This is a genomic window from Pueribacillus theae (assembly GCF_003097615.1).
Taxonomy (GTDB): Bacteria; Bacillota; Bacilli; order Bacillales; family UBA6769; genus Pueribacillus; species Pueribacillus theae.
In genome coordinates, this window is the sequence record NZ_QCZG01000004.1 from 72,919 (window position 1) to 89,975 (window position 17,057).

Consider the following 17,057-nt stretch of genomic DNA (forward strand, 5'->3'; position numbering starts at 1 on the left):
CTTCATAAGATACTTTTATTTTAGATGCGAAAGGAAAGCAGCGGTATTCACACTTATCAGGAATGTTTTATGACACGTGTCATCAAAAAAACGCTATTGTGTCTACCTTCCCGAGGCCGTATTTGTTTAAATGAACGAAAGAGGAAATTTGCCTTTTTTAAACAAAAAAATACCACAAATCAAAGACTGTGGTAAGTAAGCTCATTAGTAGAAAAAGCGTAGCCATATAAGCACGGCGGTTAGAAGCGCCATCATGAGAAGCAGCATGTTATCGCGCAATCCCCACGTTAACAGCCTAAGCTTCGTTCTCCCTTCTCCCCCTTTATATCCTCGCGCTTCCATGGCTATCGCCAAGTCTTCTGCACGTTTAAAGGAACTTACGAAAAGAGGAATAAGCAACGGAACAATTGCTTTCAACCGCTGTTTCATCGGCCCGCTCGTAAATTCAACGCCCCTTGCCGACTGGGCTTTCATAATTTTTTCTGTTTCTTCCAGAAGGGTTGGAATGAAACGCAATGAAATCGACATCATGAGTGCGAATTCATGGACCGGAAGCTTAAAGCGTTTGAACGGATGCAACAATGATTCCAGTCCATCAGTAATTTCAATCGGCGTTGTTGTCAAGGTTAAAAGCGATGTAAAAACAACGAGAAAAAGCAGGCGAAGCGAAATATAGACGCCCTGTACGATCCCTTCCTTATAGATGGAAAAGACCCCGATTTGATAAACGATTTCTCCCTCTTTTGTTAAAAAAAGATGCAGAAGAAAAGTAAGAATGACGATGAAGAAAATCGGCTTGAGCCCCCGGAAAATAAATGAAAGAGGCACACGGCTTAAGATGACGGCCAACGCGATAAAAATGCTAACGACAGCGTAGCTGATAAAGTTATTTGCTAGAAAGATAATAAGGACGAATAAAAAAACAGAAATTAACTTGGCACGGGGATCTAAGCGATGAATGATTGAATTTACTGGCACATATTGGCCGATAATAATGGGAGGCATTATTTGATAACCTCCTTTGAAAGCAATGCGGCAATTTCATTAGCAAGCGCATCAATCGTATACGCATTGCGTGAAAGTTTGACGTTAAATTTCTCTTCAAGTTTTATCAAAAATTCGATGGTTTCAGGTACGTCAAGCCCTACGCTGCGGATTTCGTCTGGTTTGGAGAAAATTTCTTCCGGCGTTCCCTTCATGAACACTTTTCCGCCATCCATGACGATAATTTCGTCGGAATAGATTGCGGCATCCTCCATGCTGTGTGTCACTAAAATGGTTGTTAGCTGTTTTTCTTTATGCAAGTTGTAAAACATTTTCATTATTTCCGTCCGTCCCCTTGGGTCAAGTCCTGCCGTTGGCTCGTCCAAAATTAAAACTTCCGGTTCCATCGCAAGAACCCCTGCAATCGCTGCCCGGCGCATTTGCCCGCCGCTTAAGTCGAAAGGCGACTTATGAAGCGCAGATTCATTTAATCCGACGAGCGGCAGCAGTTCTTTTGCTTTTTGCTTTGCTGCTTCTTCGCTCATTCCGAAATTCATCGGCCCAAAGCAAATGTCCTTTTCAACGGTTTCTTCAAAAAGCTGATGCTCTGGGTATTGGAAGACGATGCCGACCTTTTTGCGCAGCGGCTTTAAATGTTTCACTTTTTCATTTGCGCGGATTGTCCGGTCACCAATTGTAATTTCGCCTTTCGTCGGCTTTAACAGTCCGTTTAAATGCTGGATCAATGTCGATTTACCCGAACCAGTATGGCCAATGACGGCGATAAATTTTCCGCTTGGAATTGTTAGATTGACATCAGTGAGCGCTAATCTTTCAAAAGGGGAGCCTGGCATATAACGGTGTTCTAGGTCTGTAACTTTAATCTCCATAATTCATCCACCAATTCTTCGTGAGTAAGGTAGTTGCCGCTTAGATTAAATCCTTTTTCGGCAAGTTTTTTCTTTAATTGGATCGAAAAGGGGAGGTCAAGGCTGTATGACTTTAACTGTTCTCCGTATTTCTCAAAAATGTCCACGGGTTTGCCTTCTAAGACGGCTTCTCCCTGATTCATGGCGATCATCCGGTCTGCCAAGATTGCCTCTTCAAGGTCATGTGTAATGGAAATAACGGTAATCTTCTCCGTCTTATTTAATTCTTTTACAACTTCAATGACTTCTTTTCGCCCTCTTGGGTCAAGCATGGACGTTGCTTCATCAAGAATAATAATTCGCGGCCGTAACGCAATGACACCCGCGATCGCAACTCTTTGTTTCTGGCCGCCTGACAGCCGATAGGGTTCATGTTCAAGGAATGATGACATGTTCACTTTTTCTATGCTGTCTTGTATGCGTACAAGCATCTCATCCCTTGGGAACCCGTTATTCTCAAGGCCAAACGCCACATCATCAAGAACGGATGTTCCAACAAATTGGTTATCCGGATTTTGGAACACAACACCGACGCGCCTGCGGATCTCCCATTTGTTGTCTTCATCAAGGCTGCTATAGCCATCAATTATTATCTCGCCTTTATACGGAAGCAAAAGAGCGTTTAAAAGTTTCGCGAGCGTTGATTTTCCTGAACCGTTATGTCCAACGATCGCAAGCCACTCCCCTTCGTGAACGGAAAAGCTGACACCTTTTACAGCATCGCTGCTTTCTTCATTATAGCGAAAAAAAACATCTTTCACGTTAATAAGTTCCTTCACATTCTTCCTCCCCGCTTTTTGCAAGATGCAGCACAAGCTTGTCTTACGTCAAGTCTAAAAAAAAGGGCACAGAATCAATACTGTTTAGCCGTAATGTGATCCTGTCCCACCTTTTTCTATTGTTCAATTTTAAGAAGTTAAACGAATTCAATGATGACCATTGGAGCGTTGTCACCGCGGCGAGGACCGATTTTACGAATTCTCGTATAGCCGCCTTGACGTTCCTCATAGCGTCCAGCAATATCATTAAATAATTTTTGCAGTGCATCTTGCTCTGTTTCTTCCGTATCTGCGGCTTCTTTGCGAACGAAAGCTGCAGCTTGGCGTCTGGCATGCAAATCGCCGCGCTTGCCAAGTGTGATCATTTTTTCGACGAATGGGCGAAGTTCTTTCGCTTTTGCTTCTGTCGTTTCGATTCGCTCGTTTATGATTAAGTCTGTGACTAGATCACGAAACATCGCTTTACGTTGAGCTGAGTTGCGACCAAGTTTTTTATAAGCCATCTTAGATGTCCCTCCTTTACGCTGTTTTTCACAGATGAGGATGTTCAAAAAAACCGGAGGCGTCCCGCTGGTTTTTTTGCCCTCTTGTTAGAACGTTATCTATCATTCGGATCACTCTTCCGAACGTAAGGCTAATCCAAGCTCTGAAAGTTTCTCTTGAACCTCTTCGAGTGATTTGCGTCCAAGATTTCGGACTTTCATCATGTCTTCTTCCGTTTTTTGAGTAAGTTCTTGGACGGTATTGATTCCAGCCCGTTTTAGACAATTGTAGGATCTTACGGAAAGATCGAGCTCTTCAATTGTCATTTCAAGCACTTTTTCTTTTTGATCCTCTTCCTTCTCAACCATGATTTCAGCTTGCTGCGCCTGGTCGGTCAAGCCAACAAAAATATTTAAATGCTCGGTTAAAATTTTTGCCCCAAGCGAGACAGCTTCTTCAGGCCCGATGCTTTTGTTCGTCCAAACTTCGAGGGTTAGCTTATCGTAGTTGGTTACTTGTCCGACTCTTGTATTTTCAACTTGATAGTTTACACGTGAAACCGGTGTATAAATGGAGTCAATCGGAATGACGCCAATCGCCAATTCTTCAGACTTGTTCCCTTCAGCAGGTACATAGCCTCTTCCACGTTTGGCGGTAAGTTTCATTCGAAGTGCTCCATCTTCACCAAGTGTTGCAATCGGAAGGTCAGGATTCAGAATTTCGACATCGCTATCATGAAGAATATCTGCTGCCGTTACGACGCCTTCACCTTGAACATCGATCTCCATTGACTTTTCATCTTCGGAGTAAATTTTCAAAGCAAGCTTTTTTAAGTTCAGAATGATCGTTGTTACGTCTTCTACAACGCCTTGAATTGTCGAGAATTCATGAAGCACACGATCAATCTGGACTGTCGTAACTGCGGCGCCTGGGAGGGAAGATAGTAAGATTCTGCGTAAAGAATTCCCCAACGTTGTTCCATACCCTCGTTCGAGCGGCTCGACAACGAATTTCCCATATCCTTCTTCTTCATTCATTTCAACCGTTTCAATTTTCGGCTTTTCAATCTCTATCATCCAATAAACCCTCCTTCAAAACGTCGACTTCGGTTCTTTGCTTAATGACCGAAATTCCTCCTTTAGGCGGTTCCCGAGCAAATGCCCTATTTTAAGGATTTTATACATATTCAGTATAGACATACTTCAAAAAACTATACAATCCATACCTAATTAAAGCGTGTGCTTTAAAGGTAGTTCAAAAAGTCAGGAGGCTCACAGGACGTAGTTTAGCCTCAATACGTCCAGTATAAGTTCAGCCTTTGCTTCCCGATGGCGACATTTCAACACTGGCTACAGGACGTGGCCTAGTTGTAGTTGAAATCGAGTTCTTTTTGCCCACCTTTTTGAACACCGCTTATACGCGACGACGTTTTGGCGGGCGGCATCCATTGTGGGGCACAGGAGTCACATCGCGAATCGCTGTTACTTCAAGGCCTACTGCTTGCAAAGCACGAATTGCTGCTTCACGGCCTGAGCCAGGCCCTTTTACAGAAACTTCGATTGTTTTCATGCCGTTTTCCATTGCAGTTTTCCCTGCGGTTTCTGCTGCCATTTGAGCTGCAAATGGGGTAGATTTACGAGAACCTTTGAAGCCAAGGTTTCCTGCACTTGCCCATGAAACGGCGTTTCCGTGCGTATCAGTAATTGTGACAATTGTGTTGTTGAATGTCGATTTAATGTGTGCGACTCCACTTTCGATATTCTTTTTCACACGGCGTTTACGAGTATTCGTTTTGCGTTGAGCTGCCATTTAATCATTACCTCCTTTACTTTTTCTTATTTGCTACCGTACGGCGAGGCCCTTTTCTAGTACGGGAGTTGTTTTTCGTATTTTGGCCACGAACAGGCAAACCGCGTCGGTGGCGGATTCCACGGTATGAACCGATTTCAATAAGACGTTTGATGTTTAGTGAAACTTCACGGCGAAGGTCACCTTCAATTTTGTATGTGTCAACGACATCACGGATGCGGTTCAGTTCATCGTCAGTAAGATCGCGAACTCTTGTATCTTCAGAAACGTTCGCTTTTGCAAGAATTTCTTTTGCTCTTTGAACACCAATTCCGTAAATATATGTTAACGATATAACGACTCGCTTCTCACGAGGGATGTCAACACCAGCAATACGTGCCATATTTGCACCTCCTTATTGGTTATCCTTGTCTTTGCTTATGCTTTGGATTTTCACAAATCACCATCACGTGGCCTTTACGGCGGATGATTTTACATTTTTCACAGATCGGTTTCACCGATGGTCTAACTTTCATTGTTTAACCCTCCTTGTAGATTCGGAGTTAATTTAAATGGAACATTTTAAATTAAATATGTTTATTTAAAACGATACGTAATCCGGCCACGCGTTAAATCGTATGGAGATAATTCAACGGTCACTTTATCCCCAGGCAGAATTCGAATGTAGTGCATGCGAATTTTGCCAGATACGTGGGCTAAGATTTTATGGCCATTTTCAAGCTCGACTCGAAACATGGCGTTTGGCAAAGGCTCAATTACGGTGCCTTCCATTTCGATAACATCTTCTTTAGCCATCGATTTGCTCTCCCTTCTTCAGATCAAGGACTTGGTCATTTAGAAATTTAGAAAGTGCGAAGCGCAGCTTCCCATTTGTAACGCGACCCGTTGTTTCAATGCTTTCTCTGACTTCCGGAGATACGTAATCAACGAGCTCGAGATGGTTAATGTTTTTCTTTTTGGCTCGATCGTACTTTCGTTTTTCTCCGTCCGCAATTCGAACATAGCGTTCATTCAATTGTTCGATAACAACACAGTAACTATCGGCTTCTCTCCCACGCAACACCCGGACAACTTGCCCTATCTGGGGAATCGATTCCGATTCGCTCACAAACATCACCTTCACTTAGGCTTTTGTTAAAATCTCATGCCCATCATCTGTAATAGCCACTGTGTGCTCAAAATGGGCGCATCTTTTACCATCTGTTGTTACGACTGTCCAATTGTCCGCAAGGGTCTTCACATTACGCGAACCAGCATTAACCATTGGCTCGATGGCAAGGACCATTCCCGGCTTTAATCGCGGTCCCTTTCCCGGCGGGCCATAGTGGGGAATTTGCGGATCTTCATGCAAATCTTGCCCTATTCCGTGGCCAACGTACTCACGAACAATTGAAAATCCCTCAGCTTCAGCATACGTTTGAATTGCATGAGAGATATTTGAAAGACGTTCGCCAGGCTTTGCTTCTTTTAAACCCCGATAGAGAGATTCTTCCGTCACTTCCAATAAACGCATACTATCAGCACTGATTTCTCCTACCGGATAGGTCCAAGCAGAATCACCATGGTATCCGTTATAGTAAGCACCAATGTCGATGCTAATGATATCCCCTTCAAGCAAAACGCGTTTTCCTGGGATGCCGTGCACTAACTCTTCATTTACTGACGTACAAATGCTTCCAGTAAATCCATTATAGCCTTTAAAAGAAGGGATTGCACCTAAAGACCGTATGAATTTATCTGCCACTTCGTCAAGCTGTTTCGTCGTGACGCCAGCATGAATATGCTTCTGTAATTCTTGGTGCGTCAGTGCAACAATTTTTCCAGCTTCACGCATAATCGCAATTTCACGCGGTGTTTTGGAAATGATCATTCAGAAAGGCTCCCGATAAGTTCATCAACATTTCGAAAGACTTCTTCGATTTTTCTGTTGCCGTCAATTGTTTTCAAAATATCTTTATTCTTATAATAGGTAAGCAGCGGCTCTTGTTGTGCGATGTTTACTTCCAAGCGATTGCCCACTGTTGCTTCGTTATCATCTTCACGTTGGTAAAGTTCGCCGCTGCATTTGTCGCAGACTCCCGGACGGGCCGGCGGGTTAAAGATCATATGGTATGTCGCGCCGCAGTTGCGGCATATTCTTCTGCCAGTTAGGCGCTCCATTAGTTTTTCACGGTCAACGTCAATGTGAAGCACATAGTCAATCCCACGGTTCATCTCTTCCAACATCGCATCAAGCGCCTCAGCTTGCGGTACCGTTCTTGGAAATCCGTCAAGCAGGAACCCGTTCTCGCAATCTTGTTTTGATAAACGTTCGCGAACAATCCCGTTTGTTACTTCGTCTGGGACTAAGTCGCCTGCATCCATATAAGCTTTCGCTTGCTTTCCAAGTGGGGTCCCTTCTTTCATTGCTGCACGGAACATATCTCCGGTTGAAATGTGAGGGATGCCATACTTCTCTACAATCATTTCTGCTTGAGTACCCTTGCCTGCACCAGGCAGACCCATTAATACGAGATCCATCTTATCCCTCCATAATAAAGCATTCTTTTATTTTATGAATCCTTTATAATGGCGTTTAATGAGTTGGCTTTCTATTTGCTTCATTGTATCGAGAGCAACACCAACGACGATAAGTATGCTCGTTCCTCCAATTTGTACGCTCGGAGGAAGATTTGCCAACGTCGTAAAAAATACGGGGATGATCGCGACAATCGCAAGAAAAAGAGATCCAACAAACGTAAGACGGTACAAAATACGCGTAATGTATGTTTGTGTGTTTTTTCCGGGGCGTATCCCTGGAATATAGCCGCCTTGCTTTTTAAGATTATCCGCCATTTGCTCCGGATTCACTTGAACAAACGTATAGAAATAAGTAAAACCAATGATCAACAGTGCATAAATCGTCCCGCCAATTGGGTGTGTATAATCAACTGTCTGCACAAGCCAATTCGCAATCTTGCTGTCGCCGAAAAACCCGGCAACCGTACGCGGTGTATAGAATATGGCAACTGCAAAAATAACAGGGATAACACCCGCTGCGTTCACTTTGATTGGCAGATGTGTCGATTGCCCGCCAACAGTTTGGCGTCCTACTGCCCGTTTTGCATATTGGATTGGGATTTTGCGCAATCCTTGTTGAACAAAAATAATCGCAACAACGATAAGCAAAATAGCGATGATCAAGCCAATGGCCTTCACGATGCTTAAAAATAATTGATCTGGGTTTTGAAATTGCTGCAAATAAATTTGTTGGATGCTTGTCGGTATTGCAGCAACAATCCCAGCAAAGATAATGATCGAAATTCCGTTCCCAATTCCCTTTGCCGTAATTTGTTCACCCAGCCACATTAAAAATGCTGTTCCAGCGGTAAGAACTAGTGCGATTAACAAGTAAGTGGACACGCTTGGGTTTGGCACTAACCCGGGGAACAAGTTGTTAAACCCGAACGACAATGCCAACGCCTGAATGAATCCTAGAACAATCGTTCCGTACCGGGTAAATTGAGCAAGCTTACGCCTGCCAACTTCACCTTGTTTCGCCCATTCTGCAAATTTCGGAACAACATCCATTTGTAACAACTGAACAATAATAGAGGCAGTGATATAGGGCATAACTCCCATTGCAAAGATAGAAAACCTCTGTAATGCGCCTCCGCCAAATGTGTTGAGAACACCGAACAAGCCGGCATCTCCGCCAAATTGGAGCACATCTTTATTCACTCCTGGGACAGGAATGAAGGCTCCAATTCGAAATACAATAAGCATAAGGAGCGTAAATAGGATTTTATTCCTTAAATCACTGACCCGGAACATGTTGGAAATTGTCCCGAACATTAAATCACCTCGACGTTTCCGCCTGCTGTTTCGATTGCTTCTTTAGCAGATGAAGAAAACTTATGGGCTTTTACCGTAAGCTTTTTCTCGAGAGCTCCATTACCTAAAATTTTGACACCGTCTTTCAGCTTGCTGATGACGCGAGTTTCAAGCAGCAATTCTGGCGTAACTTCCGTTCCCTCATCAAAACGGTTTAGTTTCTCGAGATTAACGACTGCATATTCTTTACGGTTAATGTTTGTAAAACCACGCTTAGGCAGACGCTGGAATAGCGGCATTTGCCCACCTTCAAAACCAGGGCGCACACCTCCGCCAGAACGGGCATTTTGTCCTTTATGGCCTTTGCCGGCTGTTTTTCCGTTTCCTGATCCGATTCCGCGTCCAACACGCTTTCTTGAGTGACGTGAACCTTCTGATGGCTTTAATTCATGAAGTTTCATCTTGGCACCTCCTTATTCCTATCTGCTGAATCTGTCAATTTACGCTTCGATTTCTTTTACTGTCACAAGATGAGAGACTTTTGCAACCATGCCGCGAATCGCTGGGTTGTCATTGTGAACGACGGTATGATTGAGTTTCTTAAGCCCAAGAGTTGTAACCGTCACGCGTTGATCCTTAGGGCGTCCAATCGGACTACGAGTGAGGGTGATTTCTAATTGCTTAGCCATCGGATTTCCCTCCTTATCCTAACAATTCTTCTACAGACTTGCCGCGCAATTTAGCAACATCTTCTGCGCGCTTTAAGTTTTTGATTCCTTCAATCGTTGCACGCACCATGTTGATCGGGTTGCTTGAGCCGTGTGATTTTGAAAGAATGTCTCCGATCCCGCCAAGTTCAAGCACGGCACGAACAGGGCCTCCAGCGATAACTCCAGTACCTTCTGAAGCTGGCTTTAAGAGAACTTTGCCTGCGCCGAAACGGCCGATCACTTCATGAGGAATCGTTGTGTTTACACGTGGCACGGAAATTAAGTTTTTCTTCGCATCCTCGACCGCTTTACGGATCGCTTCTGGAACTTCTTGTGCTTTTCCAGTTCCAAAACCGACATGGCCATTTTTATCTCCCACGACAACAATCGCAGCAAAACGAAAACGGCGTCCACCTTTCACTACTTTTGCTACACGGTTTACCGTTACTACACGTTCTTCGAGTTCGAGTTTGCTAGCATCAATAGCAGCCATTCTATTCCCTCCTTTTTCGATTAAAATTGCAAGCCGGCTTCTCTAGCTGCATCTGCCAAAGCTTTTACACGTCCATGATAGATGTTGCCGCCGCGATCAAATACGACGTTTGTGAAACCTTTTTCTGTTGCGCGCTTTGCGATGAGTTCGCCTACTTTTTGTGCCGCTTCAATATTTCCGCCATTTTGGACGTCGATTTCTTTATCGAGCGTGGAAGCTGAAGCGAGTGTTACGCCTTTTTCGTCATCAATTAATTGAGCATACATATGTTTCGTTGAACGAAACACATTGAGGCGAGGGCATTCTGCAGTCCCTTTAAGATTCCGACGAACACGAAGATGGCGTTTTTTTCTGTTTTTATTTCGATCGATCTTTGTAATCACTGAGAGCCACTCCTTTCTGTTTCAAAGATTACTTACCAGTTTTGCCTTCCTTACGGCGTACATACTCGCCTTCATAGCGAATGCCTTTGCCTTTGTATGGTTCAGGCGGCCTAACTGCGCGAATATTTGCTGCCAATTCACCGACACGCTCTTTGTCGATGCCTTTTACGATAACTTTTGTGTTCGAAGGCACATCGATTTCGATGTCTTTTTCAGGAACAAATTCAACCGGGTGTGAATAACCAACGTTTAAAACAAGCTTCTGGCCCTGCTTGCTCGCTCTGTATCCGACACCGACTAATTCAAGGTTGCGTTCAAATCCGTTCGTTACACCTTGAACCATATTATTAATCAAGCTGCGCGTCGTACCATGCAGTGAACGGTGATCTTTTTGATCGCTTGGACGAGAGACAGTGATTTCTTTCTCTTGGATATCGATAATCATATCGGCATTGAATGTCCGTGTTAATTCCCCTTTCGGGCCTTTCACTGTGACGGTGCTGCCGTTTTTTGTAACTGTTACTCCGTTTGGGATTTCAATCGGCTTTAATCCTATACGAGACATACGTACACCTCCATTCGTTGACTCTTTTTTACCAAACGTATGCTAATACTTCGCCGCCGATTTGCTGGCCGCGTGCTTCTCTATCTGTTAAAACGCCTTTTGAAGTTGAAACAATTGCAATTCCTAATCCGCCAAGTACACGAGGCACTTCGTTCGCTTTTGCATAAACACGCAAACCTGGCTTGCTGATGCGTTTTAGCCCAGTGATGACGCGTTCGTTATCTTTTCCGTATTTCAAAAAGATCCGAATGATACCTTGCTTATTATCTTCGATATATTCAACGTCACGAATAAACCCTTCTCGCTTCAAAATTTCAGCAATTTCTTTTTTCATTTTTGAAGCTGGAACTTCTAATTTATCAAGACGTACAGTATTCGCGTTGCGAATTCTGGTAAGCATATCTGCAACTGGATCTGTCATGACCATTTCCTATTTACCTCCTTCCCCGAAACGGGATTACCAACTGGCTTTTTTTACGCCAGGAATTTGACCTTTATATGCGAGTTCACGGAAACAAATACGGCACAGTTTGAACTTGCGAATGACTGAATGAGGACGTCCGCAGCGTTCACAGCGGGTGTATTCGCGCACTTGATATTTTTGTGGGCGCCTTTGTTTAGCGATCATTGATTTTTTTGCCACGCTGTAACCTCCTTAACTATTCGTTATTTTTGAAACGGCATACCAAATTGTAAAAGTAATTCCCGAGCTTCTTCGTCCGTTTTTGCAGTTGTTACAATCACAATGTCCATGCCACGAACTTTGTTCACTTTATCATAATCAATTTCCGGAAAAATCAATTGTTCTTTAATGCCAAGTGTATAGTTGCCTCTTCCGTCGAATGCTTTTTTGGAAACGCCGCGGAAATCGCGCACACGTGGAAGTGATACCGTAATTAATTTGTCTAAAAAGTCATACATGCGTTCTCCGCGCAGTGTTACTTTCACTCCGATTGGCATTCCTTCACGTAGCTTGAAGCCGGCAATTGATTTTTTAGCTTTCGTAATTAACGGTTTTTGTCCTGCAATTGCTGCTAATTCTTCAACTGCGCTGTCTAGAACTTTCGGGTTTTGGACCGCATCTCCTACGCCCATGTTAATGACGATTTTTTCAATTTTAGGCACTTCCATGATGGAAGAATAATTGAACTTGCTCATTAAAGATGGTGTGATTTCTTCTTTGTATTTTTCTTTAAAGCGATTCATGCCGTGTAACCTCCCTCCGGCTGTAAGTTATTTATCTTCAATAGTGAAATTCTCAAACGTATCAAGAAATTCGCCAGATTTTTTTGCGATGCGTACATTTTTTACAACCTGTACTTTCTCACCGTTGACTTTTTTGTAGCCTGCTACTTTTTTGTATCCTACGCGTGTCGGTTCATTTGATTTCGGATCGAGCGGCATGACGTTTGAAACGTGAATCGGCGCTTCCATTTCAACAATGCCGCCTTGCGGGTTCATTTGTGAAGGTTTGGAATGTTTTTTCACAACATTAACGCCTTCTACGATGACACGTTCCTTTTTAGGATAAGCCGCAAGGATAACCCCTTGCTTTCCTTTATCTTTGCCTGAGATGACTTGAACTTTATCTCCTTTTTTTACGTGCATAGCGATCGTGCACCTCCTTAGATTGCAACATTACATCCTCGTTCGATTGATTAAAGTACTTCTGGAGCCAATGAAATAATTTTCATATATTGATGGTCGCGAAGTTCACGGGCAACCGGACCAAAGATACGCGTTCCGCGAGGGCTTTTGTCATCACGAATAATGACTGCAGCATTTTCATCAAAGCGGATGTATGAACCATCGTTTCTGCGCACACCGCTTTTTGAACGAACGACGACTGCCCGAACAACATCGCCTTTTTTGACAACGCCTCCGGGTGTTGCTTGTTTTACCGTACAGACAATAACATCTCCAATATTGGCAGTTTTACGCCCAGAACCGCCGAGCACTTTTATACATAACACTTCACGTGCACCGGAGTTATCTGCGACTTTTAGACGAGTTTCTTGTTGAATCACTTGATAAACCTCCTTCCGGACTTTGCTTCTTGTTATACGATGATTGATTCTTCAACAATTTCTACGAGACGAAAACGTTTGTCTTTCGAAAGGGGACGAGTTTCTGCGATTCTTACTACGTCACCGATTTTTGCACTATTGTTTTCGTCATGGACTTTATATTTTTTTGAATACTTGACGCGTTTCCCGTAAAGCTTATCTTTCTTGTACGTTTCAACGATAACAGTGATCGTTTTATCCATTTTGTCAGATGTTACGCGCCCAGTGTAGGTTTTTCGGTTATTGCGTTCACTCATTGTTTTGACCTCCTCTCACGATTATCCGTTATTGATGCCAAGTTCTCTTTCACGTAAAACGGTTTTTGTCCGCGCAATGGATTTGCGAACGTCACGAATGCGGGCTGGATTCTCTAATTGACCAGTTGCTAGTTGAAAACGCAAGTTAAACAATTCTTCTTTCAACGTTTTAATTTGCTGTTCAATTTCAGCAGTCGTCAATTCACGAATTTCTTTAGTTTTCATTTGAGTCACCACCCATTTCTTCTCGTTTTACAAATTTCGTTTTGATCGGAAGTTTATGAGAGGCTAGACGCAATGCTTCACGAGCGACTTCTTCGGAAACACCTGCAATTTCAAACATGATTTTCCCTGGCTTTACAACCGCTACCCAGCCTTCCGGCGCACCTTTACCTGAACCCATCCGAACTTCTAAAGGCTTCGCTGTGTATGGTTTTGATGGGAAAATTTTGATCCATACTTTACCGCCACGTTTCATGTAACGTGTCATGGCAATCCTTGCTGCTTCAATTTGGCGGTTTGTAATCCAGGCTGATTCTGTTGCCTGCAATCCGTATTCTCCAAAACTTATTTCTGTCCCACCTTTTGCATTGCCTTTCATTTTTCCGCGATGCTCTTTACGGTGTTTTACACGTTTTGGCATTAACATAATTATTTTCCTCCTTCCTCTTGTTTCGCATCCTTTGTCGGAAGGACTTCGCCACGATAAATCCAGATTTTCACTCCTAGTTTACCGTAAGTCGTATCCGCTTCAGCCGTGCCATAGTCAATATCTGCACGCAATGTGTGAAGTGGCACTGTTCCTTCGCTATACGATTCCGAGCGAGCGATATCTGCTCCGTTTAAACGGCCGGAAACTTCTGTTTTGATTCCTTTTGCTCCCGCACGTACTGCACGTTGGATTGCTTGTTTCATTGCACGGCGAAATGCAACACGGTTTTCCAATTGAGTCGCGATATTTTCAGCGACTAGTTTCGCATTGATATCAGGCGTTTTGACTTCAAAAATGTTCACGTGAACCTTTTTGCCTGTCAGTTCGTTTAAAGCTTTTCGAAGTGATTCGACTTCAGAACCACCTTTACCGATGACCATGCCAGGCTTTGCCGTTTTAATCGTAATATTTACACGGTTTGCAGCCCGTTCAATTTCGATGCCCGCAACTGCTGCATCTTTTAAGCGCTTTTCAATGTATTCACGAATTTTGATGTCTTCATGAAGAAGCTTTGCATAATCTTTATCCGCATACCATTTTGAATCCCAGTCACGGATGACACCAATTCTGAGCCCTACTGGGTTAACTTTTTGACCCACGCATTATCCCTCCTTCTTTTCTGAAACTACGACCGTAATGTGGCTCGTTCTTTTATTGATACGGCTTGCGCGGCCTTGTGCCCTTGGACGGAAACGTTTTAGCGTAACGCCTTCGTCAACGTAAGCTTCGCTTATATAAAGGTTGTTTGCTTCCATTTCATAGTTATGCTCAGCATTTGCAATCGCTGAATTCAATAGTTTCTCTACGATTGGAGAAGCCGCTTTCGGTGTGTGTCGTAAAATCGCAATTGCTTCACCGACCTCTTTCCCGCGAATTAAATCGATTACGAGGCGGGCTTTGCGAGGAGCAATGCGTACTTGTTTTGCAGTCGCTTTCGCTTGCATTGATGAAACCTCCTCTCAACTTAACGTCTTGTTTTTTTGTCATCGGCAGCATGGCCTCTGTACGTACGAGTTGGTGCAAATTCGCCTAATTTGTGGCCAACCATGTCCTCGGAAATGTAAATAGGTACATGTTTTCTCCCGTCATATACAGCGAGTGTATGTCCGATGAATTCAGGAAAAATCGTTGAACGGCGTGACCAAGTTTTGATCACTTTTTTCTCGTTCTTTTCATTAAGAGCTTCAACTTTTTTCATTAAATGATCGTCTACGAATGGTCCTTTTTTCAAACTGCGACCCACATTTGTTCCTCCCTTCGCGATTGCGCTACGGTCCCTTTGAACCGTAGGTCAACCCTTTTATTTTTTACGGCGGCGCACAATGTATTGATCAGATGGTTTGTTTTTCTTACGTGTTTTGTAGCCAAGTGTTGGTTTACCCCATGGGCTAACAGGAGATTTGCGTCCGATTGGCGCTCTTCCTTCACCGCCACCATGCGGGTGATCAACAGGGTTCATAACAGAACCACGAACTGTCGGGCGTTTTCCAAGCCAGCGGGAACGTCCTGCTTTCCCGACATTAATAAGCTCATGTTCAACGTTGCCAACTTGGCCAATTGTTGCGCGGCAAGTGGCTAATACCATTCTCGTTTCACCGGAAGAAAGTCTTACAAGCACGTATTTTCCTTCTTTTCCGAGAAGCTGGGCCTCTGCACCTGCAGAACGGACTAATTGGCCGCCTCGGCCAGGTTTTAACTCAATGTTGTGGATGGTTTGGCCGACAGGAATATTTTGGAGTGGCAATGCGTTGCCAAGTTTGATGTCTGCTTCAGGGCCTGACATAATCTCCATTCCAACCTGCAATCCTTTTGGAGCAAGGATGTAACGTTTTTCTCCATCAGCATAATGAATAAGTGCGATGTTTGCAGTGCGGTTTGGATCATATTCGATCGTAGCAACGCGCCCTGGTATTCCATCTTTGTTTCGTTTGAAATCGATAATGCGGTATTTCTTCTTATGGCCGCCACCTTGATGGCGCACTGTAATACGGCCTTGATTGTTTCGGCCAGATTTTCTATTTAATGGTGCTAGAAGTGACTTTTCAGGTTTGTCTGTTGTAATTTCACTGAAGTCTGAACCAGTCATTCCGCGGCGTGCATTTGTTGTTGGTTTATATTTTTTGATCGCCATTTTTTTCCCTCCTTCACGTCGTTCTATTAAACACCTTCAAAGAAGTCTAGCTCTTTGCTTTCAGGTGTCAATTGTACAATCGCTTTTTTGCGGTTTGGCTTATATCCCGAGTGGCGTCCAAAGCGTCTAAATTTCCCTTTGTAATTCATTGTGTTTACCTTTTGAACTTTCACACCAAAAATCGTTTCAATGGCGCTTTTGATTTCCGTTTTGTTTGCGCGCGGGTCAACTTCAAATGTATATTTTTTGTCGCCCAAGGTTTCAGTGGAACGTTCTGTAATAACGGGGCGCTTAATAACATCACGTGCGTCCATTACGCTAGCACCTCCTCTACCTTTTCAGCTGCGTCCTTCGTCATAATGAGTTTGTCATGGTTGACGATGTCAAGCACTCTTACATCCGCTGCTGTTGTTACACTCACTCCAGGAATATTGCGTGCAGATAATTCAACGGTTTCGTTGTGATCATTTGTCACGATTAACGCCTTTTCGTTAGCTTTTAAGTTCGATAGAATCGCTGCCAAATCTTTTGTTTTTGGCGCTTCCATAGAAAGCTGATCAACAACGATAAAGTTTTCTTCTTTCACTTTTGTTGAGAAAGCTGATTTCAACGCTAATCTACGAACCTTTTTAGGAATTTTGTAGCTGTAGCTTCTCGGTGTTGGACCAAATACAACGCCTCCACCTACCCATTGCGGCGAGCGAATGGAACCTTGGCGTGCACGGCCAGTTCCTTTTTGCCGCCAAGGCTTGCGGCCTCCTCCTCGAACAGCAGAGCGGTTCTTCGTTGCATGCGTACCTTGTCGTTGTGCTGCCTGCTGCATAACGATGACATCAAAAAGAACATGATTGTTTGGCTCAATTCCAAAAATGTGATCAGAAAGCTCGAGATCACCTACTTTTGAGCCCTCTTGATTTAAAAGTTCTACTTTAGGCATCGGATA

Annotated in this window: 32 protein-coding genes; all 32 read right to left on the reverse strand. The window is 43.6% G+C overall.

Features of this window, described 5'->3' with window-relative positions; all coding sequences use genetic code 11:
* Window positions 1-204 precede the first annotated feature (204 nt).
* Window positions 205-1,008: an energy-coupling factor transporter transmembrane component T family protein gene (locus DCC39_RS03380; RefSeq protein WP_116553477.1), complete on the reverse strand. Its 804-nt coding sequence runs from the start codon at window positions 1,006-1,008 to the stop codon at window positions 205-207.
* Entirely contained in the window at window positions 1,005-1,874 is an 870-nt protein-coding gene (locus tag DCC39_RS03385) for an energy-coupling factor ABC transporter ATP-binding protein (RefSeq protein ID WP_116553478.1), read from the reverse strand. Before DCC39_RS03385 ends, DCC39_RS03380 begins: the two co-directional genes overlap by 4 nt.
* Complete coding sequence (locus tag DCC39_RS03390) at window positions 1,850-2,692, reverse strand: energy-coupling factor ABC transporter ATP-binding protein (protein WP_116553479.1); 843 nt, start codon at window positions 2,690-2,692, stop codon at window positions 1,850-1,852. The genes DCC39_RS03385 and DCC39_RS03390 overlap by 25 nt, the downstream gene beginning before the upstream one ends.
* 137 nt (window positions 2,693-2,829) lie before the next feature.
* Window positions 2,830-3,195 (reverse strand): 50S ribosomal protein L17, encoded by a 366-nt coding sequence (gene rplQ, locus DCC39_RS03395; RefSeq protein ID WP_116553480.1) that lies wholly within the window; start codon window positions 3,193-3,195, stop codon window positions 2,830-2,832.
* Window positions 3,196-3,306: 111 nt separating this feature from the next.
* Entirely contained in the window at window positions 3,307-4,251 is a 945-nt protein-coding gene (locus DCC39_RS03400) for a DNA-directed RNA polymerase subunit alpha (protein WP_116553481.1), read from the reverse strand.
* A 337-nt stretch (window positions 4,252-4,588) separates the two neighbouring features.
* Entirely contained in the window at window positions 4,589-4,984 is a 396-nt protein-coding gene (gene rpsK, locus DCC39_RS03405) for a 30S ribosomal protein S11 (protein WP_116553482.1), read from the reverse strand.
* A 16-nt stretch (window positions 4,985-5,000) separates the two neighbouring features.
* Complete coding sequence (gene rpsM, locus DCC39_RS03410) at window positions 5,001-5,366, reverse strand: 30S ribosomal protein S13 (protein ID WP_116553483.1); 366 nt, start codon at window positions 5,364-5,366, stop codon at window positions 5,001-5,003.
* Window positions 5,367-5,385: 19 nt separating this feature from the next.
* Window positions 5,386-5,499 carry a 50S ribosomal protein L36 gene (rpmJ, locus tag DCC39_RS03415; protein ID WP_116553484.1) on the reverse strand — a complete coding sequence of 38 codons (114 nt, stop codon included), beginning with the start codon at window positions 5,497-5,499 and terminating at the stop codon, window positions 5,386-5,388.
* 61 nt (window positions 5,500-5,560) lie between these two features.
* Entirely contained in the window at window positions 5,561-5,779 is a 219-nt protein-coding gene (gene infA / locus DCC39_RS03420) for a translation initiation factor IF-1 (protein ID WP_116553485.1), read from the reverse strand.
* Window positions 5,772-6,092: a KOW domain-containing RNA-binding protein gene (locus DCC39_RS03425; RefSeq protein WP_116553486.1), complete on the reverse strand. Its 321-nt coding sequence runs from the start codon at window positions 6,090-6,092 to the stop codon at window positions 5,772-5,774. Before DCC39_RS03425 ends, infA begins: the two co-directional genes overlap by 8 nt.
* A 15-nt stretch (window positions 6,093-6,107) precedes the next feature.
* A complete protein-coding gene (map, locus tag DCC39_RS03430) occupies window positions 6,108-6,854 on the reverse strand; it encodes a type I methionyl aminopeptidase (protein ID WP_116553487.1) in 747 nt (248 codons plus the stop codon).
* On the reverse strand, window positions 6,851-7,504 hold the full coding sequence (locus DCC39_RS03435) for an adenylate kinase (protein WP_116553488.1): 654 nt from the start codon (window positions 7,502-7,504) through the stop codon (window positions 6,851-6,853). The genes map and DCC39_RS03435 overlap by 4 nt, the downstream gene beginning before the upstream one ends.
* A 27-nt stretch (window positions 7,505-7,531) precedes the next feature.
* Entirely contained in the window at window positions 7,532-8,818 is a 1,287-nt protein-coding gene (gene secY, locus DCC39_RS03440; protein WP_116553489.1) for a preprotein translocase subunit SecY, read from the reverse strand.
* A complete protein-coding gene (rplO, locus tag DCC39_RS03445; protein ID WP_116553490.1) occupies window positions 8,818-9,258 on the reverse strand; it encodes a 50S ribosomal protein L15 in 441 nt (146 codons plus the stop codon). Before rplO ends, secY begins: the two co-directional genes overlap by 1 nt.
* A 39-nt stretch (window positions 9,259-9,297) precedes the next feature.
* Window positions 9,298-9,486, reverse strand: a complete 189-nt coding sequence (rpmD, locus tag DCC39_RS03450) for a 50S ribosomal protein L30 (protein ID WP_116553491.1) — start codon at window positions 9,484-9,486, stop codon at window positions 9,298-9,300.
* 13 nt (window positions 9,487-9,499) lie between these two features.
* Window positions 9,500-10,000: a 30S ribosomal protein S5 gene (gene rpsE, locus DCC39_RS03455; protein WP_116553492.1), complete on the reverse strand. Its 501-nt coding sequence runs from the start codon at window positions 9,998-10,000 to the stop codon at window positions 9,500-9,502.
* Window positions 10,001-10,020: 20 nt separating this feature from the next.
* On the reverse strand, window positions 10,021-10,383 hold the full coding sequence (gene rplR / locus DCC39_RS03460) for a 50S ribosomal protein L18 (protein ID WP_116553493.1): 363 nt from the start codon (window positions 10,381-10,383) through the stop codon (window positions 10,021-10,023).
* A gap of 28 nt (window positions 10,384-10,411) precedes the next feature.
* Window positions 10,412-10,948 (reverse strand): 50S ribosomal protein L6, encoded by a 537-nt coding sequence (gene rplF / locus DCC39_RS03465; protein ID WP_116553494.1) that lies wholly within the window; start codon window positions 10,946-10,948, stop codon window positions 10,412-10,414.
* A 28-nt stretch (window positions 10,949-10,976) separates the two neighbouring features.
* Window positions 10,977-11,375 (reverse strand): 30S ribosomal protein S8, encoded by a 399-nt coding sequence (rpsH, locus tag DCC39_RS03470; RefSeq protein WP_116553495.1) that lies wholly within the window; start codon window positions 11,373-11,375, stop codon window positions 10,977-10,979.
* A gap of 30 nt (window positions 11,376-11,405) precedes the next feature.
* Window positions 11,406-11,591: a type Z 30S ribosomal protein S14 gene (locus tag DCC39_RS03475; protein ID WP_116553496.1), complete on the reverse strand. Its 186-nt coding sequence runs from the start codon at window positions 11,589-11,591 to the stop codon at window positions 11,406-11,408.
* Between the two features lie 23 nt (window positions 11,592-11,614).
* Window positions 11,615-12,154, reverse strand: a complete 540-nt coding sequence (gene rplE, locus DCC39_RS03480) for a 50S ribosomal protein L5 (RefSeq protein WP_116553497.1) — start codon at window positions 12,152-12,154, stop codon at window positions 11,615-11,617.
* A gap of 27 nt (window positions 12,155-12,181) precedes the next feature.
* Entirely contained in the window at window positions 12,182-12,556 is a 375-nt protein-coding gene (gene rplX / locus DCC39_RS03485; protein ID WP_116553498.1) for a 50S ribosomal protein L24, read from the reverse strand.
* A 50-nt stretch (window positions 12,557-12,606) separates the two neighbouring features.
* Complete coding sequence (rplN, locus tag DCC39_RS03490; protein ID WP_116553499.1) at window positions 12,607-12,975, reverse strand: 50S ribosomal protein L14; 369 nt, start codon at window positions 12,973-12,975, stop codon at window positions 12,607-12,609.
* A 32-nt stretch (window positions 12,976-13,007) separates the two neighbouring features.
* Window positions 13,008-13,271, reverse strand: coding sequence for a 30S ribosomal protein S17 (rpsQ, locus tag DCC39_RS03495; protein WP_116553500.1), 264 nt, complete (start codon window positions 13,269-13,271; stop codon window positions 13,008-13,010).
* Window positions 13,272-13,292: 21 nt separating this feature from the next.
* Complete coding sequence (gene rpmC / locus DCC39_RS03500) at window positions 13,293-13,496, reverse strand: 50S ribosomal protein L29 (protein ID WP_116553501.1); 204 nt, start codon at window positions 13,494-13,496, stop codon at window positions 13,293-13,295.
* Window positions 13,486-13,920, reverse strand: coding sequence for a 50S ribosomal protein L16 (rplP, locus tag DCC39_RS03505; protein WP_116553502.1), 435 nt, complete (start codon window positions 13,918-13,920; stop codon window positions 13,486-13,488). Before rplP ends, rpmC begins: the two co-directional genes overlap by 11 nt.
* A 2-nt stretch (window positions 13,921-13,922) precedes the next feature.
* Entirely contained in the window at window positions 13,923-14,582 is a 660-nt protein-coding gene (rpsC, locus tag DCC39_RS03510; RefSeq protein WP_116553503.1) for a 30S ribosomal protein S3, read from the reverse strand.
* A gap of 3 nt (window positions 14,583-14,585) precedes the next feature.
* Window positions 14,586-14,927, reverse strand: coding sequence for a 50S ribosomal protein L22 (gene rplV / locus DCC39_RS03515; protein ID WP_116553504.1), 342 nt, complete (start codon window positions 14,925-14,927; stop codon window positions 14,586-14,588).
* Between the two features lie 20 nt (window positions 14,928-14,947).
* Window positions 14,948-15,226 carry a 30S ribosomal protein S19 gene (rpsS, locus tag DCC39_RS03520; RefSeq protein ID WP_116553505.1) on the reverse strand — a complete coding sequence of 93 codons (279 nt, stop codon included), beginning with the start codon at window positions 15,224-15,226 and terminating at the stop codon, window positions 14,948-14,950.
* A 57-nt stretch (window positions 15,227-15,283) separates the two neighbouring features.
* The gene (gene rplB / locus DCC39_RS03525; RefSeq protein ID WP_116553506.1) at window positions 15,284-16,114 is read right to left on the reverse strand and encodes a 50S ribosomal protein L2; all 831 of its coding nucleotides are present in this window, start codon (window positions 16,112-16,114) and stop codon (window positions 15,284-15,286) included.
* A 26-nt stretch (window positions 16,115-16,140) separates the two neighbouring features.
* Window positions 16,141-16,428: a 50S ribosomal protein L23 gene (gene rplW / locus DCC39_RS03530; protein ID WP_116553507.1), complete on the reverse strand. Its 288-nt coding sequence runs from the start codon at window positions 16,426-16,428 to the stop codon at window positions 16,141-16,143.
* Window positions 16,428-17,051 carry a 50S ribosomal protein L4 gene (gene rplD / locus DCC39_RS03535; RefSeq protein WP_116553508.1) on the reverse strand — a complete coding sequence of 208 codons (624 nt, stop codon included), beginning with the start codon at window positions 17,049-17,051 and terminating at the stop codon, window positions 16,428-16,430. The genes rplW and rplD overlap by 1 nt, the downstream gene beginning before the upstream one ends.
* Window positions 17,052-17,057: the final 6 nt, after the last annotated feature.